The organism is Streptomyces sp. GDS52 (assembly GCF_052246875.1).
GTDB lineage: Bacteria > Actinomycetota > Actinomycetes > Streptomycetales > Streptomycetaceae > Streptomyces > Streptomyces cathayae.
Genome location: NZ_JBQQCR010000003.1, coordinates 63847 through 87726 on the forward strand (window position 1 = coordinate 63847; position 23880 = coordinate 87726).

The following is a 23880-nucleotide window of genomic DNA, read 5'->3' on the forward strand; positions in this document are numbered from 1 at the left end:
ACCTGAAAGATGTCGTCTTGAGAGTCACTGGGCTTCTCCAGGAAGGGTGAGGGCGGTGTCGTTGAACCGTCGAAGCTGCTCGGGCGTGAGGGGCCAGTTCTGGCGGCGAAGGTTGCAGATGTCGTGCGTCCAGCGGACGTTGTCGGCCGTGTCCGGCCCGCCTTGGGACTGGGGTATGACGTGGTCCACCCACGCTTCGGACTTCACCGTGATCTGGAGGCCGCACAGGTAGCAGACCTGGCCGACGGGCTCCCCGTAGGCCTCCAGGCAAGCGCGGCGCGCTCTCTTCCAGGCGTCCGAGCAATGGTTGCAACGACCGCGCAGACCGTCCTTCACCCCGCGGTTCAGACGGAACTCGGTCTCAGGAAGCATTTGCCCGCACTGGCCGCCGCAGCGCCGTAACACATTCGGGTCCTTCGCCCGGTGCTCGTTCGCGGTGACATAGCCGGCGCGACGCTTCCTGTTCTGCTCGCTTATGACCTCGCGCCTGACCGGGTAGCGCTTACGGGCCGACGTGCGGGCCGAATCGCGGTGCCTCTGGCTGTACGCGGGATCGTTGGCCTTGCGGTCGGCGTGCTTCGCGCTGTTACAGGCCCGGCAGTAAGGATCCAGGCCGTCAGAAGCCGTGCTCTTCCTGTTGAACAGGGATGTCGATTTGATGACCCAGCACACCGAGCACGCCTTGGCGGGGATCCCCTTGGCGCGCAGCGCGTAGTTCACCGGAGTCCGCTTCTCCCGGGTGTCCAGCGGGTGCCGCTTCGCCTGATCCGAGGCCGGTGTTCTACCGAGGCGGGTTGTCGTGCTCATCGCGGGTCTCCGGGAAGGGTCGGCCAGGTCGCCTTGTCGAGGGCGGCCCGGTGGGTTTTGGGCAGGTCGGTGATGGGGTGTCCGAGCCAGTCACGGCCGGCGGCCATCAACGCGACGGCGTCGGCGGCGTTGTCGTTGCCTTCGGTGGTCCAGGCGGGGAAGCGGCGGGTGACGGCTTCGATGACGGCGCCCTTGGCGGCGGTGCCCTTGCCGGTGGCGTAGAGGGCGCGGGCGTTGGGGGCGAGGAGTCCGACGGGGATCTCGTGTCGGGTGAGCTGGTTGTAGAGCTGCCACCAGAACCAGCCGCGTTCGTGGGCTCCGCCTCCGGAGCGGGAGACGGCGGGGAGTTCGAGGACGGCGAGGGCGGGGCGGCCGATCGATTCGAGGACCTGGCCGAGGAGGCTGCGCATGGCGGCGATGCGTTCGGCGTGCGGGAGCTGGGTGATGCCGGGGTCTTTGGCGCGGGCGCGCTTGTAGCCGATGACGTCGCACCAGCCGTTGCTGGAGGCGATGCCGGTTCCGGTGAGGCTGGGGTCGACGCCGACGACGATGGGTGGGGCGAGGGCGGCCGGGATCGGGGCCGGGTCGGGGGCGAGGGTGGTCACAGTGGGATCTCCTGGACGGGTGTGGGCCCGTGGGGGCCGGTGCGGAGGTGGGTGGCGAGTCCGGGCCGGTGGGCCAGGTGGAGGGACCTGCACCACCGGCAGCGGTACTGCTTGAAGCGGGGGCCGCCTTGGCCGCGTATCTGTCGGGCGCGGCGTCGGGCGGCTCTGCGGCTGGGGAAGCGGGTCTTGCCGTGGCAGCCGGCGAGGTAGGCGTTCACGCGGTGCGCGGGAACTGGTCCCAGGTCCGCCCGTCCAGTTCGCGGCCAGCCTTGGCCTTGCCGACGCGGGCGAGTTCGACGCGGTGTCCGAGGTCATCGACCGGGTCTCCGACGAGGAGTACGCCCTTGCTGGTGCCGCCGATGACGAGGTAGCCGGTGGGCGCGTACTCGCCCCACTGCTTGAAGAAGAACGGGACGTTGGCGGCGGCGCACTGGTCGCGGAGGCTGGTGGCCCACTGGGGGTGCATGGGGCGGGCCTTGCGGCCGGACTCTCCACCGGCGATAACCCAGTGCAGGTTTCCCCAGGCGGGGCCGGGGGTCAGGCCACAGTCCGGGGAGTGCGGGAAGTCCGGAGGGCCGAAGCCGCAGGTGCAGTCGTCGACCTCTTCGAAGAACGGCAGCTTGACAGGTCCGAGGAGCGGCTCGCAGGACAGGAAGCGGACGGCGGCCGGGGTGCCGAGGAGAGCGGGGATGCGGATGTCGGCCCACTTCTGGTTCTCCACGCTGACCCCCAGCCACACGTTGGGCAGCGGCCACGCGAAGTCACCGCACCCGGGCTGGAACCGTTCCCGGTCGTGGTCGACCCTCGCCAGGAACGTGCGGTCGCTCAGCAGCGTGCGCATGCGGGCGTGCCGCTTGGTAAGCACCTGGTAGGTGTGCTGCGGCGTCAGCGCCATGATCGCGAAGACCTGGGCGATGTACTCGTCGGGGATGCCCTTGTGGAACAGGTCGGACATGGAGTTGACGAACACACGCTTCGGCTTGCGCCACTTCAGCGGGATGGTCAGCCGCTCGGGGCGGAGGGTGACGTCGAAGCCGGTCTCGAAGTGGTGGCCGGGGGTGCCGCGCCACCGCTCGGCGAACGTCTCGGCATAGCAGTTGTCGCAGCCGGGCGAGACCTTGTCGCATCCGGTGACGACGTTCCAGGTCGCGTCGGTCCATTCGATCTTGCTGGTGTCAGCCATGGGTCTTCTCCGGGGTGGGTGCGGGGAGTCCGAGGTCGCGGGCGAGGTTGGTGCGGATGTCGTGGGCGATGGCGGGGTTGTGGATGAAGGCGGCGACGGTGGCCTTGAACGCGCGGAAGGCCTTCAGTTCGTCTTCGGCGAGGGCGAGGAGGTCGGGGCGTCGGGTGGCCATCTGGGTGGCGAGGTCGGCGACGTAGGCCGGGTCGGTCGTCACGGCTCGGGGTGCTCCTTCATCTGGTCGTGGTCGGCGCGGGCTTCGAGGCCAGCGCGGGCTTCGAGGCCGGCGGCTATCTCCTCGCGGGAGAGAGGCTGGGTGTCGGTGGTGTCGGCGTGGGAGTGGGTGAGCTGGTCGCCCAGGGCGCGCGGGGCCGGCTCCGGTTCGGGGGTGGGAAGGGGGACGACCTTGCTGGTGGTCTCGGGTTCGCCGGGGAGGGTGCGGTCCAGGGTGGGGCTGGTGTGGATGCCGTAGGTGGCGAGCTCGTCGGGGGTGAGGGCGGGGATGTGGGTGAGGTCGGCGTGGACGGTGGTGCAGCGGTCGGCGTGGACGCGGGCCGCCGCGTTGGTGGAGGGGGAGCCGAGGACGTACCGGTGGATGGCGCCCTGCGGGCAGACGGCGTGCCAGGTGAGGGTGCGGGTGGGCAGCGTGTAGTGGAGGTGGCTGCCGTCGGTGAGGGCGCGGGTGGCGGTGTTGTCGCGGTGGTCGCGCCAGTCGTGGATGCGGGGGGTGGTGATGCCGACCATGCGGGCGGCGAGGGTGGCGTAGCCCTGGGTGTCGGTCATCCAGTCCCGGTCGCGGGTGGGGAGTCCGGCGCGGAGGTCGGCGGGCTTGCGCAGGTTGACGGGCTTGACGAGGGACAGGCGGGGCGTGTCCGGCTTGGCGGTCGCGGTCTTGGCGGCGGCCGTCTTACGCGGGGTCCGGGCGGGGGCGGCCGTCTTCTTCGCGGCCGTGGTCTTCTTCGCCGGACTGCTGCTGGTCTTCTTCGCCGTGCTGGGGGTGCGGGCCATTGCGGTGCTCCGTCCTGCTGGTGTGCTGCTGGCTGGTGGTGCTCCGGTGCTGGTGCTGGTGGGTGAGGGTGAGGGCGGTGAGCCCGACGGCGATGGCGATGCCGTCGGGTCAGGTCACCGCTGGCCTGCCGTTGCGGTCTCCTCCGAGGCGACGTGGGCGTCCATGACGCGCTGCACCTCGGCCAAGTCGCCCTTGCGGAGCGCAACCCGGGTGGCGAGGGCGAGCGCGCGAAGCCGCTGAAGTTCGCCGGGGTACGTCTCGTCGTCGGGCTTCTGGTAGTCGGCGATCTCTTCCAGTTCGGTGATCGCTGCGTTCCAGCCGTCGCCGTACCAGACGGGCCCGGTGAGGGCCGTGCAGGTGACGGGGATGGCGCGGAGACGACCGATGGCCTTGGCGAGGACCTCGCGGCGGTAGGTGTCCAGGGCGTTCGATGCGGTTGTTGAGCAGACAACCGGCTTGTGCGTCATCGCCTTGGCGATGAAGTCGCGGGCGCTCATGCGGTCTGCTCCTTCTCGATGAGGGCGGCGTTGACGGCGATGGCGTGGAGGTAGCCGTCGATGAGGCCCTGCGCGTACAGGGGGTCGTGGGGGTCGGCCATGGCGGCGCGGGCGTGGACGCGGGCGGAGGACAGGTGGGTGATGGCGGCGAGTTCGCCGTCGAGGAGGCCGTCGTTGTAGGAGTCGCCGTTGGTGGCGGTCGGCTCGGGGGTCATGAGGCTCATGGCGTGGGGCTCCTTCGGGGTGTCAGGCGGCGTCGGTCTGGGGGCGGGCAGCGAGGTCGGCGGCGCGGTGGATGCGGTCGATGACCTCGCCGGTGGTGGGCGGCGCGATGTCGAACGGGGCGCGGGTGGCCGTCCAGTTGGAGACGTGCTCGATGTAGTCCGGTACGCCGTTCGTCTCGCACACATCGGAGCCGAGGGCGGCGGAGATGGCGCGGATCGCGGCCATGGCCGGCTCGCTGGACTCGATGAGGGTGAGGGAGGCGATCTCGTCGGTGTAGAACACGTCGGGCACCTGGCCTGTGGCGGCGGCGTAGACGGCTGCGCAGATGTCCAGTGGCGCTTCGAGGCTGGAGCGGCGACCGGTGTTGGTGGCGAACTGGGAGCCGGTGTGCAGCCCGCGGAAGTCGATGATGCGGGCGGTTTCACGGAGGATGAGGTCCGTGGCGTTCATGCTGGCCTCCTGGCGGGGGTGGTGCGTCCGGCCGCGCAGTGCGGTGGTCATGCGCGGCCGGACGGTTCTGGAGGGTGGCTCAGACTGCGAAAGGGCAGTCGGAGCGGGGGCAGGAGCAGCGCACCAGGGCGCCGGTGTCCATGCGTGAGACCCCCATGTACGGCTGTCCGAGGCGGGAGACCTTGACGTGGACGAAGGAGAACGTGACGCCGTTGATCGTCCGCTTCCAGAAGTGGTGCACGTTGTTCTCGAACTCGTCGATGCGCGGGCTGATCTTCACGAGGGTCTCCATGGTCAGGCGGTTTCGGGGTGCCGGTCGGTGCAGGTGGGGCACTGGACGCGGCCGAGGTTGTAGCCGCCGGTCCACTCGATGACGTGGGCGTCGGGGTCTTCGGCGTCGAAGATGTGGCCGCAGACGCAGGAGCAGCCGCAGCGGCGTATGTCGCCGCTGGCCGGGAGTCGCATGCCGGCGAGGTTGGCGGCGTGGGCCATGAGGGTGAGGAAGTGGTCGGTGGTGCCGGCGGTGTCGGCCTGCTCCATCAGCTGGTCGAAGCGGTCCTGCTGGTCCTCGGTGAGGGTGTTGTAGTCGGCTTCGGGGCGTGCGGGGGCGAGGGTCGTCGCGGCCACGGTGGCTCCAGGGAGGGCAGAACGGGGCAATCGGCCCTGGCGGGTGGGCTGTTGCCGTCTTGGCGCGTCCACCGTACCGCGCTACGCATGGCAGTGCAATGCGTATGACGGGATTGGGTTCGGCAGGGCATGCGAAAGCCCCCGGCTCCCGCACTGGGGGTGCAGAGAACCGGGGGCCGTCTCAGGGGGCGCCCAGGGTCAGGGCAGCGTGTCGCGGGCGTCCACCCACGCCGCGTGGACCGTCAGCAGGTCCGACCACGAGGCGAAGTTCGCCCGGCCGCGCCGCACCAGCGCGACGCCGCGCGCCCTGCTCTGCCGCTCCAGCGTGGTCAGAGAGATGGGGTGGCCCGTCTCGCGGAACAGTTCGACCGCGTCCTTCAGCTTGATCTCGTCGCGGGCGGTGTAGGGGCTGAGGAATGCTGTGGCCATGAGGAGGGCCTCCCGGGTTCGGCGGCGCCGCAGTTCGCAGCTGACAGCAACGCCGATACGGGTGTGGTGTGGGTGTGCAGTTGTGGGGCTGGCGCTGGGTACGACTCACATACCCCGGATCAGGTTGCGCTCACATGCCGGAGACTTTTCCGGGCCGCCACATGCTCGTGGGCGAGCCGAGCGAGGGTGACGGTGGTGGACATGCCGTCAGCGTCGACGCATTCGGATTTGGTACACAGGGCGCGCCCTTCCTTCCACATGAGACTGAAGGTGCGGCATTCGGGGCAGCGGTGGGGGCGTATGACCCTGCGCCAGTCGCCGGCGTGGATGGCGTGTTCCAGGTACTGCCGGTAGATGACCGTGTCGCGGCGCTGCTGGGTGGTTTCCGGGGCGTGTTCGGTGTTGGCGACGCACCAGGCGTACACGTCCTGGACATTCCGGGGCAGGGGGCTGGGCTCGGCATTCACGGCGTCGGTGAGGTCCGTGAGTTCTCGTACGCTCTGCGTGACGTGGTCGAGGGTGGCGAGGCTGAGCGGGGCGGGGGCGGCTCTGGTGGGGGCGCGTCCTTCGACGGGTCCGGTGACGGGGTGTTCTCTGAAGTAGGCGGAGAGCTGCCGCAGGAGTGCTGCTGCACTGTCCGTGTCGTCCGTGTGGTGCATGAGCGGGTCCCCGTCCCCTCTGCCGGCCGCCGGGGGCGCGGGGAGTCCGTACAGGGTGCGGGGCGCGCGCCGGGGGCCGGACGTTGTGCTCCGGGTCATTCCGGACGCCCCATGATGGCACGCGCGCCCCACAAGTTGTACGGGCGGCCACAAATGATCAACGGCCTGTTGCGGGAATGGGTGCTGGCCCTCATCCGCAACAGGCAAGAATCCCCGGCATATTCAGACAACCCGGAGGATCCCGGCGGTCACACCAGGCGGGGCGCCTCCCGCATGCCCTGGAGCACCGCGGTGAGCTCGGCGAGCTGCCCGGCGTCGATGATGCCGTTGGCGTGGGAGCCCTGGAGGGTGCGCTCCCAGATGTCCAGGGTCCGCAGGAACACGGCCGACGTCTCGGGGTTCGTGAGGGACCTGTCGACGTCGTTGAAGGACATCTCGAGGTCGTTCGCGAACTCCTCGAGCGCGCTGCGCCCCCCTTCCTCTGTCGGGCCCGTGTTGCCGGGTGGTGTGGTCATGGCCGGCCGCCGCCCCCTCGTCGCCTGGTGTTCGCCGCGCCGTCGGCGCTTGCTGAGGTGGATTACGGGCGCGGGCGGGCTGGCGTTCATGTAGGTGCGGTCTGAGGCGGCATGCTCTGCTGCGGACATAGGGGTAGCGCCCCGCTCCTCCGGCAGATGATGGGAAGGGTCTCGTACCCGCCGGACGGGTCCGGCGGGCCCCGGGTCCACGGTGCGGCTGCCAGTCCACACCGCGGGAGGCCACTGTCCCACCGATCGAAGTGGGTGGGTAATGCGGGGTGGGACTTTCACTCTGCTGTGACCGGTTTCTTTGCCTGGGTGGCAAGTTCGTCACGGGTGGTGCGCGCGGCGTGAAATTGTCCGTGGAATTGCAGAGGGTGGCCCCCGTGCCGGTTCGCGGGGCGGTTGTGCCGACAACGCTCCGGGCCTGGCACGAGGGCCTGAGACCTCACAGGCCTGCCCCGTGGGGCCCACCCGTCGGTTGACGCGAGTGTAGTCCCGGATGTCGGCGTGCTGGTAGGGGCGATGCCCCGCCGATTGAAGGGGCGTCGGTGTGCGGGGGGTGCGGGTCGGGGCGGTGGGGTGTCGCGGCCGGGGCGCGGGGTGCCGGGAGGGCTGCGAAAGAGCACCACGGCGCTCTCCTCACCGAACACCCCGGGGCCCTTGGCTGGACGGCCGACCGCCGGTGGATGGGGCGCCCCCAGCCAAAGACGGAACGATCACCTCGGGCAAGAGCCGGTAAAGAGAGTCATCCGAAAGGCTGACACCAGACCCCGACAACCAGCACTATTCGACAACGTGTCAACAATGGTTGGACCGCAGCGTGCAGCCCTGTCCGCAGCATTCACCCGCTCGGAATGCACCGGGTGCCGGGATCCAACGAGGGTGCCTGGTAATTTGCTCGCCATGACCACTCAAGACGCCGACACGCCGCGCGAAAAGTTGCTCGTCAACCTGACGCCTGAGCTCCGCAGAGACCTCCGCATCCGAGCCGCCGAACACGGCCTCAACATGCAGGACGCGGCCACCTCCGCGATCAGCCTATGGCTCGACACCCCGTCCGCTCCCGAAGCCGACACCAAGGGCTCCAGATCGTGGGGCGTGTTCCTCCCCGCCGGCACCCCCGCCCGGTTCACGCAGGAGTGCGAGGCCCGCGGCCTGACCAAGGTGCAGAGCATGGCGCAGGCCATCAGCCTGTGGCTGACCGCGCACCCCTCCCCTGCGCAGCGGCGGGTCTCGCAGCCGGTGAAGCGAATCCTGGTCGGCAACCAGAAGGGCGGCGTCGGCAAGACGTTCGTCGCCTCCGGGCTGGCGCAGGCGATGGCCGAAGCGGGCTTGCGGGTCCTCCTGGTCGACTACGACCCGCAGGGACACCTCACCAGCCGGCTCCAGATCCCCGGCCTGCCCGACGGCGCGGACAGTCTGCTCAAGCACATGCTCGGCGAGGCCGACAAGCACCTGGCCCGCTCCCTGGTGGCACTGCCGCACGAGCGGTTCGGTGGCCGGCTGCACGCGCTCCCCGCCTCCAAGGACGCCTTCCTGATGGACGCGAAGCTGGCGCTGCTCCAGGTCGGCCGGGACACCTGCCTGGCGCGGGCGCTCGGTCCGCTCGAGGAATCCTACGACGTCATCGTCCTGGACGGGCCGCCGAACCTGGGGCTGGCCATAGACCTGGCCATCAACTACGTGCAGCGCCGGCCGGGCGAGCTGATCGACCACTCGGGGATCCTGATGCCGGTGTGGTCGGACCGGTCGTCGTTCGACGCCTACGAGATGTTGAACGAGCAGATCGTGACGCACTGCCGGATGACGGGGGCGGTGGTGGACCAGCTGGGGTTCGTCGTGAACGCCTACGACGCCCGCAAGGGCGTGGTGACCCGCTCCTTCTACGACGGGTGGAACGAGCTCACCACGCCGGGGGTGCTGGCGACGCTGAAGGACGCGATCGAGGGCCGGGAGGCGTCGGACTATCAGGTGCCGCTGCTGGAGCATGCCCCGGAGTCGGGGCAGGCCGCGGTGATGCGGTCGCTGGCGAAGGAGCTGGCGGCATGAGCGCGAAGAGGAAGGTGCCGCCGCCGATCCCGGTCGTCGGCGGCGCGGCGGGGGCGGGGGATCCGTCCCGGGAGGAGCAGTTGCGGCAGTGGGAGGAGGGGCAGCGGCAGTTGCGGGCGCAGCAGGCTGCCGCGGCGACGCCCACCCCGACACCGGTTCCTGTCGCTGCCGTGCCCGCCCAGTCCGCTCCGGGGCGTGCTGAGCCCCTGACGCCTGCGGCTTCAGGCGGGGCCGTTACGTCGGCGCGGGTGGCGGCTGCCGGCTATCTGCCGATGCCGGAGTTCACCGAGCCGGACAGTAGCGACCCGGCGGAGCGGCTGGAGTTCTACTCCCGTGGCATCCTCGCCGTGCAGTACGCGGCCCGCGCCAATCATGAGCGGGCGGAGCAGCAGCGGCTGATCGGGCTCGGGCTGCGACTGCGTGCGGTGAAGGAGGAAGAGCTACACAAGACGGCCGGGTACGACACCTTCGGCGACCTGACCTTGGCCCGGTTCGGCATCAAGAAGCACCAGGCGAACAACGTCATCCGTGTACTCGGTGTCGCGCAGGCCCTCGAGGACATCACGACGCAGGAGTTGAAGGAACGCCCGCTGCGAGTGCTGGTGCCGATCCTGGACACGCACGGCCCGGAGGCGGTGCGGGAGACGTGGGTGGAGGCGGCCCGGCACGGCAACGTCGCCGACACGGCGCTGAGGGAGGCGGCGAACTTCCTCGGCTACGCCCCGCCGAAGGAACTGCCAGTCCTGGAGGAGAAGAGGGAAGCGGAGAAGTCGTCGGCCGGTGCGGGGGAGTCACTGAAGGCGGTGGAGCGGATCCGTGCTCTTGCTGCGAAGGATCCGGCTCTGGCGCGGCGGGAGGCTGAGCAGCTCGAGAGCGCGGTCCGTGAGCTGCTGGAGGAACTGGCCGGGAACCTGGAGCGGTAGGCCTGTCGGAGGCGACGCCTCGAGGTGGTGACCAAATGGTCACCACCTTGTCGTCTGTCTGACCCAAAGGTGGTGACCATTTGGTCACCACCTACTCGTCGTCCTCGAGGTCGTCGTCGGCCGCGTACGGCTGCCCGTCGGCGTAGGCGGGTTCGCGGAACAGGCTGGCGTGGTCGTGGACGAGCTGCGGGCGTGGCCACTCGCGGCGTGGCCCGGGTGGGCGGCGGAGGGTGCGGGCGGCGTCCCGGGCGGCCTCCGGGCCGGGGGTGGTGAGGGTGACCTGCTGGCCGGGGATGCGGCGGGCGCGGACGGTGGTGGTCATCGGGGGCTCCTGTCGTGCGTGCTGATCGCACATCACGGTGCCGCAGAAACCGCCGGGCGTTCCCCCGGCTCAGGCGGCGCCGAACAGCCGCCGGGGCACCTCGCCGCCGGCGCGTTCGTGGCGGGCGCGGGCGAGGGCGGCGCGGCGGATGGTGTCGGCCGGGCCGTCCTGGCCGGTGGTGAGCCGGTCGGTCTCCCACTCGCCGTCGCGGTGCTCGCCCTCGTCCTGCCGGTGGGCGCGCAGGGCGGTCTCCTGCCGGGCGAGGGCTTCGGCGATACGCGGGTCGGTGGGTTGCCGGTCCGGCCGGTGGGCGAAGACGGCCTCGAGGGTCGCCCGGTAGCCAGCGCTGGCGGTCTCCCTCGTCTTCACCGGCGCATCCGACGGCTTGGGCTGCTCCGGCTCCGGACCGGTGGTGGCGGCCGTCGCGGTGGCGCTGGGGGCGAGGACGCGGATGCTGCGCACGGCGGGCCGGCCCAACTGGGTGTTGAGGTGCTTGGCGAGCTGGTGCTGGAACAGCCGGACCTGGGTGGCGTAGGCGGGGCTGGACGGGCGGAGTTCGAGGATGCCGCGGTCGGGGTCGTAGGCGATGGGCTGCACGGTCGACGCGAGTTCGGTGGGGGCGATGGTGGGCCATTGGTCGAGGAGGTTGCCGCCACCGAGGCCGTCCTCCCAGCCCTGTTCGGCGGTGAGCTTGCCGAGGATGGTGCCGAGGCCCTGGGGGTCGCGGCCGGTGCCGCGGGCGGGCCGGGTGCGGCGGGGTTTCCGCGGGTCCTGGGTGGGCCGGGTGGTGGCGGCCTTGCGGGCGGCGGCGAGGGCCTGCCGGGCGAGGTCGGCACCGGAGGTGGGCGGGGTGGCGGTCACAGATGCTCCTCGGCAGGGACAGGTGCCGGTCAGTCGATGGCCCCGCACCGGATGTCCGGGCGGGGCACGCTTGGGGCAGGGCTCAGGCGGCTTCGCTGGTGTCGACGGGCTGGCCGGAGCGGCAGGCCCACGGGGAGCAGCCGTCGGGGTCGCCCTGCTCCAGCTCGGTGTCGGCGATCTGCCCGAAGACGTCGGTCTGCTTGCTCGCCCACTCGTGGGCGGTGACGCGGTCGATCGGGGCCCGGTCCAGCGGGAGGCGGGAGCGGTGCAGGTACGCCTCACCGAGCAGCGGCTTGCCGTTGGCGTTGCCGCGGGCGTTCCCGGATCGGATGGAGCGGTCGAAGTCGACGGCGTCGGCCCACTCGTCGGGGTGGTTGTCGCGCAGCTGGCGCCACTGGGCGTTGCCGTGGAACGGGCAGCCGATGCAGGCGCTCTTCGGGGTGGACGCCCAGCCGTTGGCGCGCAGGTAGCGCAGGCAGTCGTCGCGGGTCCAGCCTTCGCGGCCGTCGGCGGCACCGTCCAGGTACAGCAGCGGGTGCCAGGACTTGAGGTAGCCGATGCCGGAGTCCTTGGCGCGGCCGAACTCGTCGCGGGAGATGCCGATCCACTGTTCGGCGAACGTGCCGCGCGGTATCGGCTTGGGGTGCGGGCAGCCGAGGAGCTGCCGCACCTGCGCCTTGATCGGCTTCAGCTTGTACTCGGAGGTGCACTGGCGGCGGGTCATGCCGTCGCCGCCGTCGGGGTTCTTGATGAACAGGGGCATCGACGCGAACCGGTGGACCGGGTCGAGGGCGTCGTTGCGGATGTTCCCGGCGGACACCCGGTAGATCGGGATACCGGCGGGCCGGGCGATCTCGGCTTCGACGCGGTCCAGGTGCTCGTAGACGGCGCGGGGCTCCCAGCCGGTGTCGGAGAAGATCGCACCGTCCAGCTTGGGCAACCGGCCTTCGGCGGCGAGGAGCAGCAGGGTGGTGGACTGCACGCCGGCACCGAGGGACAGCAGGCGCAGGGCGGGTTCGGTGGTCATCGGGTCTCCTCGAGGCGGTATCCGCCCGCAGTGATGGCAGTTGGTTGGTGTCGTACGCGAATGCGGGAAGGGGCGTTGCCCCCTGCTGTGGTGCATGCGAAGGCCCCGGCGCCGCAGGGGGTTCGGCGTCCGGGGCCTGGTCGGTGCGCGGAATCTGCCGGAGAGCCACCTCCCCTCGGGAGGTTGGGTTGTGGGTGCGCTGGTCGGCGGGTCAGGCGGCACGGAGCGCGGTACGGGCCTCCTTGCCGGCGGGGGTGAGTCGGCTCGGGGCGAGGCAGTTCCACCGGGGGTAGGCGAGTCCGCGGTCGATGAGGGCGATGACGGTGCGCTCGGAGCCGATGGCGTCGTCGCCGGTCGGGTCGGCGAGCAGGGCGGTTTCCATGGCCTTGGTGAGCTTGTGCTGCTTGCGGGTGGCGGCGGCGGTCATGGTGGTCTCCTGTGTCCTGCTCGGCTGGGCGTGGTTCCACCGTACCGCGCTACGCATGGCAGTGCAATGCGTAAAGCGGGATTGGGCGCGGTTCATGCCCACGCCTCCTGCCACTCGCGACGGGCGGCCTTGCCGACCGCGTAGGTGCACAGGCGCTCGCCGTACAGGTCCAGGGCGTCGTCGGGTTCGTCGGCGTAGTGGGCGGCGACTTCCTCCCACTGGTCCCAGCCGTAGAGCTCAGCGCGCTTGCGGTCCTCAGCGGTGCGCTCCGGCTCCGGCTCAGCAGGCGCCCCGAAGAGGGCGGCGAGGGAGGCGCGGGCCGCGGCTGCACGGCCGGCGGTGCTCTCCTCCCACGACACGGCCTGCGCCAGGTCGTCCTGCATCTGCCGGTCCGCCTGCTGCTGCTCCTGGAGGGCGCGCAGCTCGGCAGCGATCAGCCGGTGCGGGCGGGCGGGCTCCCACGCGAAGCCGGCGCGGTGCTTGAAACCCGCTTCGACGGCGAACCGGACGGCCTGGTCCTCGGTCCACTGCTGCTCGCCCATGTCGGCGCACACCCAGCGGAGCTGGTCGTGGGAGGCGCGGCGGGCCCAGGACACGCGGCGGCCGATGGCGCGGGCGAGCTTGTCCCCGAGTTGCATTCCGGCGGCGGTGACGGCGGCTCCGAGGATGGTGGCCCGCCTCTTGCTGCTGCTCTTGCGGGTGTTGGGGGCGGGGGAGGTCTTTCGCTGCCGCGTCGCGGTAGTAGTAAAACCACCCACTATCTGAACCTGACTCTCTTCCTTAACCACCGTTAGGGAAGGGGGCGCACAAGATCCTTTAGCGGAGTTATCCACAGGCCCCTCGGAGCGGTTATCCACAGGGTTCGGCCGGTCCCGGAGGTCGACGACGATGCGCGCCTCGTAGCCGGTGCCGATGATCCGGTGGCCCATGGCGTGGTCGAACACGGCCGGGATGACCGCGGCATAGATGGTGGCAGTGCCCGCCCAGCCGTCCAGGCCCTGGGCGCGGCGGCTGTTGGTGCGGGTGCCGTGCTGGACCCAGGCGAGGGCGCCCAGCTCGCGCAGGTACTTCACGTGCCGCTTGACGTTGGACACGTCGATGTCGACGCGGGCCGCGGTCTCGTGCATCCGGTAGAGGACGTGCCCCGTGTCGTAGTCCATGCGCGCGGCGAGGTCGTCGGCGATGGCCTGGGTGGTCTGGTTGGCCTTGGGGTGGAGGCCGGCGCCGATGAGCCAGCGGACCGCCTTGAGCCACTTCCGCGGTCCGCTGCGGCGCGAGGCGGTGGTGGCGATCTCCTGTTCGGCGGGGGCGACAGGCCGGTGGGCGGGGGGCACGGTGGGACGGGGTTCGGGGCACTGGGTGCCGTCCGAAGGGGGGGAGATAAGCCGTGAATCACCCGGCGCGGGGTGGTCAAGCTGACAAGAGGGGGTGCGCTGAGGCACTATGTACCTGCCGTCCTGCGGACGTAAAAGCCCGCCTGGTGGTGAAAGTGGTTCGGCTCGAACCAGGAAGTCGCTCCGGGAAACCGGGGCCTTAGCTCGGAGCGCCAACTCCGGGCCGTTGCACGAAGGCCGCGCACGGTGCGCCAACACCAGCGGCCAGGCGGTAGAGGAAGTGGCCCCCGCCAAGGGGCCCGGGAACCTCCCGCCGGGAATCGACTAGGTCACTTGCTCCCCCTCAGTGGGTGGGGTCTTCCGCCTCGCAGGATTCGAGGCAAGCTGGAAATCGGCGATCCGTACCATCTGCGGACCGAACCGAAGCGCGTCATCAGCCGGTACCTGAACCTCGATCTCCCGGCCGGTTGCACCTGCCCCACCGTCGGTGATCTCGATGGTGAAGCACACGTGATGCTCCTTCGCCGCGTACTCGGCAGCGGCAGCCAGGTGCGCTTCCAGGTCCGGGTAGTCCTTGGCCATGGGCGGCGTCCCGACGGCGAAGGACCGCGGGAACGCGGCGCTCGTGAGCCTGGCCAGCCACCGCCGCTTACGTCCCGACTGCCTCGGGGGCCGGGAACGCCGCATCATGTCGATGCGGGCGATGGCCGACACGACGACGCCTCGGACGTCCTCCGGCGAGGCGCCGTTGGCCAGAAGATGGTTGATTTGACGGAGCGCGGTCTCTGCGGTCAAAGACGTCGGAGCGGCGAAGACGTCCTCGATGGCGCCTTCGCCCTGGCCGGTCACGCGACTGTGCGGGTAGAAGGGACAGGGGCGGCGAGCGTCGGCGGTGTGATGTTCACGCCGGATTCGCGGGTCCACCTGTCTACGGGGTTCGGTCCCCGGGTACTCTGTGCCATGTCGGCGCCTTCGGTTGTGTGTGGTGTCGGCCCGGCCCCTGTACCGGATGCGGCAAACATCCGGACCACTACGGGGGCCGTTCCTATTGTCTTGTCGGCCAGGACCACATCTGAGTGGTCGTCTGACGCTGGTACCAGACTACCGGTTGAAGCGTCCACTGTCCCAGGTCCTTCCCCTTGTGTCGTTGGTACTACTGGTCACACCGATGGCGACGGCCCGTCAGTGCCCGTCCGCCGCCTCGCCGTCCGCCGGATGCACCTCCGGGGCCACCAGCCGACGCGACCGCGCCACCATCCCCGCCATCGCGTGAAACCCCGCCTCCTCCAGCTGGCCCGCTATCCGGTCCAGCTCGTCCCGGTACAACCGCGGCGACGCCGACCGACGCCCCGCATGCAACCCCACCGCCAACGCCCGGTCCCAAATCGTCTGCACCACCACCGGGTCCACGCCCGGGAACAGATCCCGCGCGAGCTTGTCCGGACGGCCCACCGTCGCCAACTGCGCGTTCGCGATCAGCCCCGCCAGGAACTCCCCCGACGACATCGCCCGCCCGCCCAGCACCGCATCCGCGCGCATCGTCTCGAACGCCTCCCACTCCGCGGCATCGACCTGGGCGGGAACAGCGGGCGGGGTGGGAACGGTCTCGGTCATGCTGCTGCCTCCAACGGGCGATTCGTGAACAGGGGAGCGACAGGAGAAGGGGCGAGGGCGACGGCAAGGGCGTCATCGAGGGACAGCTGATCCGGCGACACGGACACCCGGCCGGGCAGCACCTGAACCCGGCTGCGACGCGAACGCCTCCCCGGCTTCGGCACCACGGGGGACGGCTCGGGCACGGCAGACGCTGCGGGCTCCGGCTCGGGCGCCTTCGACGCGGGCGGCACCGCGGGCACCGACCCGTCATCCGCCACCACGGACACGCCCTCGAGGAGACCCCGCGCCACCGCCACCTCCAGCAACTGGACGCGGGTCGCCTCCTGCGGCAGCGCCAGCATCGTCACCAACCGGCGCCGCTGCCAGTTCGCCGTCCGCACATCCACCCCGGACGCGGCCGCCACCGCCCGCGGATCCGCATGCACCGCCAACGCCCGCAGCACCGCCACCCGCTGCGCCGTCATCACCAGCCGGGCCGGCGCCGGCGCCGCCATCTCGTGCCGCCGCCGGATGAACGCCCGGTGCCGCTCCAGCGCCGTCCGACCGCCCCAGATCCCGTCCGGCTCCGCCAGACGGGCCGTGCCGTCCTCCACGACCACCGACGACGCGTACGCGTCGCAGGCCACCATCACCGGGCAGCCGAAACACACGTCGATCGCGGCCGACTGGCGGGCCTCGCGCTCCTTCTGCGGCTCGTTGCCGTCCCGGTCCTCGCCACCCGACCACGCGTCCAGCGTCAGGGACAGGTCCCCCGCCGCCCGGGTCGGCTCATCCACGTCCGGGGCACACCCCCGGTACCGGTAGCGCGGGTGCTCCTCCCACGCCTTCCTCAACGCCTTCGAACTGGTCACTGCGGCCCCCTTTCCGAGGACGGTTCTATTCGGGTACCGGCAGCCGCCGTTGGGGGCCGGGCCACCTCCTGGCCCAGGCGCCGCCGGAACCTCTCCACCTCGGCCCGCAGCACGACGTTGTCCCGCGCCGCACACCCGGCCATCAGCCGCTCCGACACCGCCTCACGCCGCAGCCGGCGGTCCCGCTCATGCAGCAGCGCGTAAACGGCGGCCGCCGCGGTGAGCACCGCGGCGGCCGACACAGACAGAACTCGAGCGCCCACGGCACTCACCTCCAATAAGGGGAAGGGGACAGGTCATCTCTCGGGTATCTCGGTGATCGTGCGCGCGTACTCCGCGAGCACGAGCGACTCCGCATTCCGCACCACCGGCGGCACCGCCCGCGCCGCGGCAGCCTCCGCCGCGTCCAGCACCGCCTCGTCGTGCGCGGCCTGCGCCCGGACGGACATCGACCGCCACGCCGCCACCCCGGCCAGAAACTCCGCACTCCGCGAGTACGCCGTGGGCCGGCGCCGCTCCCGGCGCACCAGCCACCACGTGCTGGCCAGGGACATGGCCAGCAGCGCCAGCACCCACACCTCCGGCGCGTTCAGCAGCGAGTGAACGATTTCAGGCATGACGAACCTCCACACGGCGACAGCCGGACAGGAATCGGGTGGTGCAGCGCCCCAGGACGGGGACTTCGGGGAGGCCGGAGCCTCGAAGGGGCCCGCACCATGGCGGGCCCCAGGGGCGGTTCAGGCGGCGAGCGGAGCCAGGATCCTGTCCACGGCCTGCCGCCCGACGAACTCGGTATACGCCGGCGGGATGCACTCGCGGATCCCGTCCCGCGACATCCACCCGACCCGCATATCCCGCCTCACATACGGCACGTTCGAGAAGTTCCCCACCGCGTGATACCAGTCGCCCTCACGCAGCGGACGGCCCATCTTCACCGTCGGGTGCAGATGCCGCGGATGGTGCGGCACCGCCAGCGGGAACGACGACTCGAACAGCCGGTGCCGGTAGGTGCGCAGCCCGAACGACGCACCGCACAACGTGATCGGATCCCGCATCTCCGGCCCGGCATCCTCCACGTTCTCGATGACCCACGGGCGGCCGGTGGCCTCCATCGCCTCCCGGGTGGGTCCGATCAGGTCCGGGTGCTCGCGGCCCTGGATCCGCTGCGCATTGCTGTACCGCTGGCACGGCGGCGACCCGACAATCAGGTCGAACTCGTGCCCGTGGGCGCGTATGTACGCGACCGCGTCGCCCTGGTGGAAGGCGAAGGGGTAGCGGGGCTGCGGGTGCAGGTCAACACCGACGACGTCGAACCCGGCCAGGTGGTAGCCCATGCTCGCGCCGCCCTGGCAGCAGTACACGTCCAGGACCCTGAGCCCGTTCGGCTCCCGCTCGGGCAGGACGGCCATCACGCGGCGCTCCTCTCCGTGTCGCCGCCCTGCGCGGCCTGTCCCGTCTGCGCGGCCGCCCGCGCCTTGCTCTGCACGAACGCGATGAGGTCACCGATCGCCGTCGGCTGCCCGTCCATGCCCGGCACCAGCGCACCCAGCCGGCCCGACTGCTCAAGCCGGTGCCGCAGCGACCGCAGCCCATCCGGGTCCGTCGCCGGGTCCTTCACCCGGGCTGCCGACCCCATCAGCTTGATCAGCTCGCCCAGGGACGTCGCCTGCCGGTCCAGCCCCAGCACCGCCGCACCCAGCAGGCCCCGGCCCTCCACCTCCGACAGCAGGTTCAGCAGCTGCTGCGGAGTCATGTCCGGGCCGGTCGCCAGGCGGTGGTAGTCCATCACCCCGAGCGCGTTGCCCTCGCCGTCGTCCAGCCAGCCGGCGATCGTCTGACCGAAGGAGAAGTCCGGCCGGTCGTGCGCCGACCCCACCTCGATCGTCGGGTACCGCGACTTGTCGACCGTCATCACGTGGTCCTGGTTCAGGGCCCCCACGAGGTCGAACTCGTAGTCGATGCCGTCGCGCTGGTCCAGCTTTGTACCGACCTTCGTCGGCTCCTTCTTCCCGCGGTCGTTCTCCTGGATGACCCACTCGGTCTTCACCCGCATCGTGCAGATCACGTGACCCGGGTAGGAGAGGATCGCGTCCAGCATGTCCAGCAGCAGCGGGGAGACGTCCTTCCACCCCGTGGTGAACGCGTTCTTCGACGAGGACGCCTTCGTCTTCTGGTCGACCTGCGCCAGCGCGCCACCCCGGCCGGACCAGAAGTGGGTGAGCGAGTCGATGATGACCACGTCGATCCCGCGGGCCGCCGCCACCGCCAGGGCGCGGATGAGGGCCTGCGGCTCGAAGCTGGGCAGCTTCATCGTCTTGAACGTGAACAGGCCCGCGTACTTCGACGCCGACCCCCGCTCCGTGTCGATCACCCCGAGCGTGCCGCCCTCCGGCAGCAGCCCCGTCCCGATCGACAGCGCGGTGTACGTCTTACCGCTTCCACTCGGGCCGGTCAGCGCGATCCGCGCCTTCTCCGCCGCCCGTACGGCGTCCTCGAAGTCCAGGCCGTCGTCCTGAATGAGGGTGTGCTGAGTGGGACCGCCCGCGGTCGCGGCGGCCTGCGTGGCAGAAGCCATGTGAGGTCTCTCCTATGAGGTTGTTCAGGTAGTGATGTGGGGCGGTGGCCGGTCTGGTTGTCGGCGTCCAGGCCGGCCCGCCCAGACGCGCGCTACTCGGTCGGCTCCGTGTCCACGGTCGCGACATCCACGCCCAGGTCCTCCGCCATCCACGCGATCGCGGCGGACGACTGCGTCACCCGGTAGCCGGCCTCCCGGGACAACCGCTCCTTCAGGGCGTCGACCTGCTTCCGCAGACTGTCGTCCACCCGCACGTTCAGTACGACCTTGCTCGCGGACGAGCGGGCCAGCTTCGGCGGCAGCCACTCACCGGCCACCACCTTCCGGAAGCCGTCCTCCACGACCGAGCTGAGCGTCACACCGAACTCGTCGGCCTTCGCCTTCAACGCGTCGCGCAGGTCCCGGTCGATCGTCAGCGGCAGGTTCGTGCCCGGGGTGCGCTCCGAGGTGTCCTTCGTGCGCAGCAGCGTCCACCCGCCCGGGGCGGCGACGGCGCGGACGTCGGCGGCGGAGTCCGGGTGGCCGGCGTCCTCGAGGTGCTGGGCGGCGGTGAGCAGGCGGTCGCGCATGGGGCGTGGCACGCGGCGGTGTCCTTTCGGCGGGCGCCGCCCGGCCGAATAGGTGGGCGGACGCGTGGGGGCGTTGGCCACCAGTTTCCTCCAATCTGCATTGCAACGCCATGCCCGACGGTTCCGGGCGGGGCGGCCGGGACGGCGTCCCAACAACCCCAACAGTACAGGCATACGCATTGCACTGCAATGCGTAGTCCGCTACGGTGGAACCATCACCACACAGCAGGGGGAGCCCACAATGCGGATCACGGCCAAGCAGACGACGACCAAGACCCTTGCCGACCTGTACCGCAGCATCGAGCGCAAGCACGCCGTCTCCGTCACCTACGTCGACCGTGACGGCGAGGAGACGATCCGCACGGTGGAGATCCACGAGCTGCGCACCACCGCCAGCGGCGGCATCGTCATCATCGCCATGTGCCGCAAGGCCCACGCCGAACTCGCCGCCAAGCAGGCCGCCGGCGAGGACACCAAGGGCGAGACCGCGGAGCGCCACCTGAACTTGTCCGGCGTCCGGACCTACACGCTGCACCGGATCGCGTTCGTCCTGGAGCGCCCGGAGCCCACCACCTACGAGCGCCCCGAGCCGGCCCCGGCCGACGACGCCACCGCGCTCATCTACTTCGAGCTGGAGCGGGACCCCGACGACGCCGACTACCGGCCCCGCCGCAAGTTGACCCTTGCCGTCTGAGAGGAACCACGTGCCCAAGAAGAATCTGACCGGTCAACGCTTCGGCCAGTTGGTCGTCCTTGGAGAAGGACAGAGACGAGCCAGCGGGGTCATCATGTGGCTCTGCCGCTGCGACTGTGGAACCGAGGTCGCCGTGCAGAGGACCAACCTGACGTCGAAGCGCAGCACGTCGTGCGGGTGCTCACGGAAGATCCGCGCGGCTGGCGAGACCTTCGGCCTGCTGACCGTCGTGAAAGAAGTGGGGCACGTCGCCAGTGGAGGCGTCGCCTGGTTGTGCCGCTGCCAGTGCGGCACGGAAGTCGTCCGGGCTGTGACCGACCTCAGGTCAGGGCGAGCCAAGTCGTGCGGGTGCGCTTGGCTTACCCGCACGCACGGGCAGACGGGAACACCGCTGTACTCGCGCTGGAATGGAATCATCCAGCGCACCACCAACCCCAACGACAGCCACTACAAGTGGTACGGAGGCCGCGGAATATCTGTGTGCCATCGCTGGCGCGAGTCCTTCGAGGCCTTTGCAGCCGACATGGGTCCCACCTTCTCTCCGGACCTCGAGATCGACCGGATCGACCCGAACGGGAACTACGAGCCATCGAACTGCCGATGGGCCACGCGCAGCGAGCAAGCGCGGAACACTCGCCGCAACAAGAGGCTCACCTTCCGCGGGCAGACGATGGTTCTGACCGACTGGGCCAACCTGCTTGGCATAAAGCCTGCCACTCTGAGCAGGCGGGTCAGCCAGCTCGGCTGGAGCGTGGAGCGGGCCCTGACTACTGGTGCCAGCCCCGAAGCACTCGCTCGTGTAGTCGAGACACCAACTAACGACTGACCACCGCGCACGTCGCCTGACCGCAGGCAACAACCCCCGCCGGACGCGGCATCGTGACCGGCAGCCCCGCACCGCCTGAACCCCGGAGGATCAGCAACCGTGACCACCAGCACCGTCGTCAGCCAGAAGACCACCCGCATCATCGAACTCGCCATCACCGGCGCCCCGCCCCTCAAGGCGGACTACGAGTACCACGACGTCACCGGCCTGCGGCTGACCTACGAGGGCGACCAGCTCACCAAGCTCACCGTCCTCGGCACCAGCGAGAACAGCGGAGAGGCCGAGGAGATCGGCACCCGCCTGGACTGCTACGACATGGTGCAGCCGTGGATCCGTGACGAGGTCGAGAAGCACCGGCCCTCCCGGCTCCAGAGCGCCTACCGCGCCACGGTCCTCCACGAGGCCGCCGACATCGCGGGCGAGCCCATCCCCGAGGGAGCCCCGACCGATGAGTGGGAGGACCTCATCGAGGCGATCGAAGCCATCCGCGAGAAGGCGACGGAAGCTGAACGGCACGCCGTTCCCGCCATGGACCCGAAGGAGTTCCTCGGCCTGTACTTCAACATCGGGTCGTAGGGACGACGAAGGCCACCTCCCGAACCGGGGGTGGCCTCAACAACTCGATCCTCACGGGTGTAAGCCCGATCAGAAGGACGCCAGTCTAACCACGGACCTCGGCACCGATCAAGACCCCCTCGCGACCTGGGAGAGCGCACAGCTCAACCGGTAGCAAGGCCAGCCCCGTTCAGGAAGACACTGGAGCCATGGACAGTCGGCAGCAGAAAGCCCTGCTCATCGACCCCGGCGCCCGCGATCGGATCTGGTGCGTCGACTGCGGCGCCGAATTGACGGACAAAATCTCGCGTCAGCGCCGGCGAGGACCGGAGTGCGATCCCGAGCCGCGCACCGGCTACGACCGCCACGACATCGACCAAGACCCCATACCGGGGCTCTGAGACAGGAGACATCTCGTGAACACCAGCCAGCCCGAAACCGTGCTCGCCGCCCTCGTGCGCCGCGCCACCGCCCACCTGCCGAGCCCGGCCGTCGCCGTCCAACTGCCCGCCGCCGGCTGGGGTTGTGACGACGTCCGGGCCTGGAACGTGGAGGACGCCCGCGTCATGTGCGCCGACGGCACCGAGACGGCCGTCGACCTCCACCAGGCCGCCCGCCCCGAGGAGGACGCCCTCTTCGGTCTCGTGCGTCGGCCCGCAGGCGAGTACGACGTCCTCTCCCTGGACGTGACCCCCGCGGCGGAGAGCCGGGAGCTGAGTTGGGAGGAGTACGAGGAGCTGCACCGGCCCGCCGATACCGCCCGCGCCGGGACCGCCTTCTGAGACTGCGGGGGGGGGGCGGGCCGCACCCCCCGCCACCATGATCGGGAAGGTTACAAAACTTCCGCCAGGCGCCACCCTCCAGCCCGCATGCGCGACCCCGCCCCGCACCCTCCCGCCCACCGAAACCACCCCGCCACTAGAGCTGAGGTAGCCCGGAAGTTTTGTAACCCGATCTTCAAACGGGGCAGACTAGGGGGCATGGACGCCGACGACCTGCTGCACGACTGGCTCGAGGGATCCGCCCTGCGCCCCTCCACCCGCGCCGAATACGCGCGCGAGATCGGCTCCTTCCTCACCTGGTGCCGCACCCAGCAGACCGACGCCTACACCGCCCGCCCCCAGGACATCGCCGCCTGGGCCCACGACTGCTTCCTCGCGCCCTACCTGGACGGCCGGCCCTTCAACGGACCCGACGCCCTCACCCACCTCGCCGACCACCACCCCGAAGCCGCCCGCTCCCACGACCGCCGCATCAGCGCCCTCACCCAATTCTTTGAGGCCGCCCACGACCGCCGCCTCATCACCATCCCCCCCGACCTGGTCGCCCTGCGCTCAGGCGTGACCCGACCGGCCGGCGCCAAGAACCGCCTGGACCGCATGGAACGCGCCGTCCTGTTCACCATCATCGGCTCCTGGGGCCCCCACCACTCCCGGCACTACCAGCGCGACCGGCTCGCCGTCTGGCTGCTGCTCGAGGGCCTGCGCCCCGCCCACGTCGTCCGCGTCGACAAACGCCACCTCTACCCCCAGCCCGACGGCACCTGGGAAATCCGCGCCCCCGACGACCACGAAGCGGTCGGCAAACAGTTCGTGTTGGAGCCACTCACCGGCGCCGCACTCAAGGCGTACCTGGAGGTCCGGCCCGAACCGGCCGACCCCAGCGAGTACGCGCTGCTGCTCAACGACAACCGGCAGGCGTTGCAGTCCCGCTGGGTGAACAAACTCGTCGGGCAGATGGCCGCCACCCACCCCCTGCTCGCCGACCGGCAGCCCCCCGTCACCGCCGACACCATCGCGCACACCGGGTATTGGGACAGCCCCGCCGGGACGTGAAATTGCACGTATGCGGCGCGGCGCCCGTCCGCACGCGGCAGGCTGTCGGCATGACCTGCGAAGACACTCCCGTCCGCCTCGCCTGGGAAATCCAGTGCTACGAACCGTACTCCCGCGTGTGGATCTGCAAGGGCTACGGCCGGGCCACCACCACCGCCGACCCCGCCGACGTCGCCGCCGCCGTCCTGGCCGGTCACCTGACCGTCCACCCGCCCCGGAGTGGGGAAACGTTCCGCGCCCTCGCCCGGCCCGACACCGGCCAGCCGGTCACCGTCACCTGCGACCAGCTCCCCGCCGACGGCTGGACCGCGGATGCGGCCGTCCGCCAGGCCCTGCCCCTGTACCTGCGGGAAGCCCTGGCCGCGGGCTGAGCTATGAGGTTGTCAGAAGGAGCGAGTGGTTCAGGCCC

35 protein-coding genes are annotated in these 23880 nt (G+C 70.5%); 9 read left to right on the plus strand and 26 right to left on the minus strand.

Going from position 1 to position 23880, the window contains the following annotated elements:
• Window positions 1-24: 24 nt before the first annotated feature.
• From ACTWJ9_RS33265 to ACTWJ9_RS33325, 13 genes are all read right to left on the minus strand, one after another.
• Window positions 25-720, minus strand: a complete 696-nt coding sequence (locus tag ACTWJ9_RS33265) for an HNH endonuclease (RefSeq protein ID WP_443296238.1) — start codon at window positions 718-720, stop codon at window positions 25-27.
• Window positions 721-803: 83 nt separating this feature from the next.
• A complete protein-coding gene (locus tag ACTWJ9_RS33270) occupies window positions 804-1412 on the minus strand; it encodes a hypothetical protein (RefSeq protein WP_443296239.1) in 609 nt (202 codons plus the stop codon).
• A gap of 214 nt (window positions 1413-1626) precedes the next feature.
• Window positions 1627-2595, minus strand: a complete 969-nt coding sequence (locus ACTWJ9_RS33275) for a DUF5131 family protein (RefSeq protein WP_443296240.1) — start codon at window positions 2593-2595, stop codon at window positions 1627-1629.
• On the minus strand, window positions 2588-2809 hold the full coding sequence (locus ACTWJ9_RS33280; RefSeq protein ID WP_443296241.1) for a hypothetical protein: 222 nt from the start codon (window positions 2807-2809) through the stop codon (window positions 2588-2590). Before ACTWJ9_RS33280 ends, ACTWJ9_RS33275 begins: the two co-directional genes overlap by 8 nt.
• Window positions 2806-3600, minus strand: a complete 795-nt coding sequence (locus ACTWJ9_RS33285) for a hypothetical protein (RefSeq protein ID WP_443296242.1) — start codon at window positions 3598-3600, stop codon at window positions 2806-2808. Before ACTWJ9_RS33285 ends, ACTWJ9_RS33280 begins: the two co-directional genes overlap by 4 nt.
• 114 nt (window positions 3601-3714) lie before the next feature.
• Window positions 3715-4098, minus strand: coding sequence for a hypothetical protein (locus ACTWJ9_RS33290; protein WP_443296243.1), 384 nt, complete (start codon window positions 4096-4098; stop codon window positions 3715-3717).
• Complete coding sequence (locus ACTWJ9_RS33295) at window positions 4095-4322, minus strand: hypothetical protein (RefSeq protein ID WP_443296244.1); 228 nt, start codon at window positions 4320-4322, stop codon at window positions 4095-4097. The genes ACTWJ9_RS33290 and ACTWJ9_RS33295 overlap by 4 nt, the downstream gene beginning before the upstream one ends.
• 22 nt (window positions 4323-4344) lie before the next feature.
• Complete coding sequence (locus ACTWJ9_RS33300; protein ID WP_443296245.1) at window positions 4345-4824, minus strand: DUF6197 family protein; 480 nt, start codon at window positions 4822-4824, stop codon at window positions 4345-4347.
• 28 nt (window positions 4825-4852) lie between these two features.
• A complete protein-coding gene (locus tag ACTWJ9_RS33305) occupies window positions 4853-5065 on the minus strand; it encodes a hypothetical protein (RefSeq protein ID WP_443296246.1) in 213 nt (70 codons plus the stop codon).
• Between the two features lie 2 nt (window positions 5066-5067).
• A complete protein-coding gene (locus tag ACTWJ9_RS33310; RefSeq protein ID WP_443296247.1) occupies window positions 5068-5400 on the minus strand; it encodes a hypothetical protein in 333 nt (110 codons plus the stop codon).
• A gap of 198 nt (window positions 5401-5598) precedes the next feature.
• Window positions 5599-5829 carry a hypothetical protein gene (locus ACTWJ9_RS33315; RefSeq protein WP_443296248.1) on the minus strand — a complete coding sequence of 77 codons (231 nt, stop codon included), beginning with the start codon at window positions 5827-5829 and terminating at the stop codon, window positions 5599-5601.
• A gap of 119 nt (window positions 5830-5948) precedes the next feature.
• Complete coding sequence (locus ACTWJ9_RS33320; RefSeq protein WP_443296249.1) at window positions 5949-6587, minus strand: hypothetical protein; 639 nt, start codon at window positions 6585-6587, stop codon at window positions 5949-5951.
• Window positions 6588-6736: 149 nt separating this feature from the next.
• A complete protein-coding gene (locus ACTWJ9_RS33325) occupies window positions 6737-7003 on the minus strand; it encodes a hypothetical protein (RefSeq protein ID WP_443296250.1) in 267 nt (88 codons plus the stop codon).
• 906 nt (window positions 7004-7909) lie between these two features.
• Between ACTWJ9_RS33325 and ACTWJ9_RS33330 the strand changes: the two genes are divergently transcribed.
• Both ACTWJ9_RS33330 and ACTWJ9_RS33335 read left to right on the plus strand, forming a co-directional pair.
• Entirely contained in the window at window positions 7910-9055 is a 1146-nt protein-coding gene (locus ACTWJ9_RS33330) for a ParA family protein (protein WP_443296251.1), read from the plus strand.
• The gene (locus ACTWJ9_RS33335; RefSeq protein WP_443296252.1) at window positions 9052-9978 is read left to right on the plus strand and encodes a hypothetical protein; all 927 of its coding nucleotides are present in this window, start codon (window positions 9052-9054) and stop codon (window positions 9976-9978) included. Before ACTWJ9_RS33330 ends, ACTWJ9_RS33335 begins: the two co-directional genes overlap by 4 nt.
• A 91-nt stretch (window positions 9979-10069) precedes the next feature.
• On the opposite strand, the gene ACTWJ9_RS33340 is transcribed toward ACTWJ9_RS33335, so the two are convergent.
• The 13 genes from ACTWJ9_RS33340 to ACTWJ9_RS33400 all read right to left on the minus strand — a co-directional run bounded on the left by ACTWJ9_RS33340 (window position 10070) and on the right by ACTWJ9_RS33400 (window position 19573).
• Complete coding sequence (locus ACTWJ9_RS33340) at window positions 10070-10300, minus strand: hypothetical protein (RefSeq protein WP_443296253.1); 231 nt, start codon at window positions 10298-10300, stop codon at window positions 10070-10072.
• A gap of 69 nt (window positions 10301-10369) precedes the next feature.
• Complete coding sequence (locus ACTWJ9_RS33345; RefSeq protein ID WP_443296254.1) at window positions 10370-11161, minus strand: DciA family protein; 792 nt, start codon at window positions 11159-11161, stop codon at window positions 10370-10372.
• A gap of 82 nt (window positions 11162-11243) precedes the next feature.
• Complete coding sequence (locus ACTWJ9_RS33350) at window positions 11244-12188, minus strand: hypothetical protein (RefSeq protein ID WP_443296255.1); 945 nt, start codon at window positions 12186-12188, stop codon at window positions 11244-11246.
• Between the two features lie 211 nt (window positions 12189-12399).
• A complete protein-coding gene (locus tag ACTWJ9_RS33355; RefSeq protein ID WP_443296256.1) occupies window positions 12400-12615 on the minus strand; it encodes a hypothetical protein in 216 nt (71 codons plus the stop codon).
• A gap of 92 nt (window positions 12616-12707) precedes the next feature.
• Entirely contained in the window at window positions 12708-13949 is a 1242-nt protein-coding gene (locus ACTWJ9_RS33360; protein WP_443296257.1) for a hypothetical protein, read from the minus strand.
• Window positions 13950-14273: 324 nt separating this feature from the next.
• The gene (locus ACTWJ9_RS33365) at window positions 14274-14798 is read right to left on the minus strand and encodes a hypothetical protein (RefSeq protein WP_443296258.1); all 525 of its coding nucleotides are present in this window, start codon (window positions 14796-14798) and stop codon (window positions 14274-14276) included.
• A 333-nt stretch (window positions 14799-15131) separates the two neighbouring features.
• Entirely contained in the window at window positions 15132-15563 is a 432-nt protein-coding gene (locus ACTWJ9_RS33370) for a hypothetical protein (protein WP_443296259.1), read from the minus strand.
• Window positions 15560-16417: a WhiB family transcriptional regulator gene (locus ACTWJ9_RS33375; RefSeq protein ID WP_443296260.1), complete on the minus strand. Its 858-nt coding sequence runs from the start codon at window positions 16415-16417 to the stop codon at window positions 15560-15562. Before ACTWJ9_RS33375 ends, ACTWJ9_RS33370 begins: the two co-directional genes overlap by 4 nt.
• A complete protein-coding gene (locus ACTWJ9_RS33380; RefSeq protein WP_443296261.1) occupies window positions 16414-16680 on the minus strand; it encodes a hypothetical protein in 267 nt (88 codons plus the stop codon). Before ACTWJ9_RS33380 ends, ACTWJ9_RS33375 begins: the two co-directional genes overlap by 4 nt.
• A 33-nt stretch (window positions 16681-16713) precedes the next feature.
• Entirely contained in the window at window positions 16714-17034 is a 321-nt protein-coding gene (locus ACTWJ9_RS33385) for a hypothetical protein (RefSeq protein ID WP_443296262.1), read from the minus strand.
• A 120-nt stretch (window positions 17035-17154) separates the two neighbouring features.
• Window positions 17155-17826 carry an SAM-dependent methyltransferase gene (locus ACTWJ9_RS33390; RefSeq protein ID WP_443296263.1) on the minus strand — a complete coding sequence of 224 codons (672 nt, stop codon included), beginning with the start codon at window positions 17824-17826 and terminating at the stop codon, window positions 17155-17157.
• Entirely contained in the window at window positions 17826-18992 is a 1167-nt protein-coding gene (locus tag ACTWJ9_RS33395; RefSeq protein WP_443296264.1) for an ATP-binding protein, read from the minus strand. The genes ACTWJ9_RS33390 and ACTWJ9_RS33395 overlap by 1 nt, the downstream gene beginning before the upstream one ends.
• 92 nt (window positions 18993-19084) lie before the next feature.
• Window positions 19085-19573, minus strand: a complete 489-nt coding sequence (locus ACTWJ9_RS33400) for a hypothetical protein (RefSeq protein WP_443296265.1) — start codon at window positions 19571-19573, stop codon at window positions 19085-19087.
• A 229-nt stretch (window positions 19574-19802) separates the two neighbouring features.
• Here ACTWJ9_RS33400 and ACTWJ9_RS33405 point away from each other — a divergent pair, with 229 nt between their 5' ends.
• The 7 genes from ACTWJ9_RS33405 (at window position 19803) to ACTWJ9_RS33435 (ending at window position 23842) form a co-directional block, all read left to right on the plus strand.
• Window positions 19803-20255, plus strand: a complete 453-nt coding sequence (locus ACTWJ9_RS33405; protein WP_443296266.1) for a WYL domain-containing protein — start codon at window positions 19803-19805, stop codon at window positions 20253-20255.
• Window positions 20256-20265: 10 nt separating this feature from the next.
• Entirely contained in the window at window positions 20266-21081 is an 816-nt protein-coding gene (locus tag ACTWJ9_RS33410; protein WP_443296267.1) for an HNH endonuclease signature motif containing protein, read from the plus strand.
• A 99-nt stretch (window positions 21082-21180) separates the two neighbouring features.
• Entirely contained in the window at window positions 21181-21657 is a 477-nt protein-coding gene (locus ACTWJ9_RS33415; RefSeq protein ID WP_443296268.1) for a hypothetical protein, read from the plus strand.
• Window positions 21658-21845: 188 nt separating this feature from the next.
• Complete coding sequence (locus ACTWJ9_RS33420; RefSeq protein ID WP_443296269.1) at window positions 21846-22037, plus strand: hypothetical protein; 192 nt, start codon at window positions 21846-21848, stop codon at window positions 22035-22037.
• A gap of 15 nt (window positions 22038-22052) precedes the next feature.
• Entirely contained in the window at window positions 22053-22418 is a 366-nt protein-coding gene (locus ACTWJ9_RS33425) for a hypothetical protein (protein WP_443296270.1), read from the plus strand.
• 198 nt (window positions 22419-22616) lie between these two features.
• The gene (locus ACTWJ9_RS33430; protein WP_443296271.1) at window positions 22617-23471 is read left to right on the plus strand and encodes a hypothetical protein; all 855 of its coding nucleotides are present in this window, start codon (window positions 22617-22619) and stop codon (window positions 23469-23471) included.
• Window positions 23472-23521: 50 nt separating this feature from the next.
• Window positions 23522-23842, plus strand: a complete 321-nt coding sequence (locus ACTWJ9_RS33435; protein WP_443296144.1) for a hypothetical protein — start codon at window positions 23522-23524, stop codon at window positions 23840-23842.
• Window positions 23843-23880 lie beyond the last annotated feature (38 nt).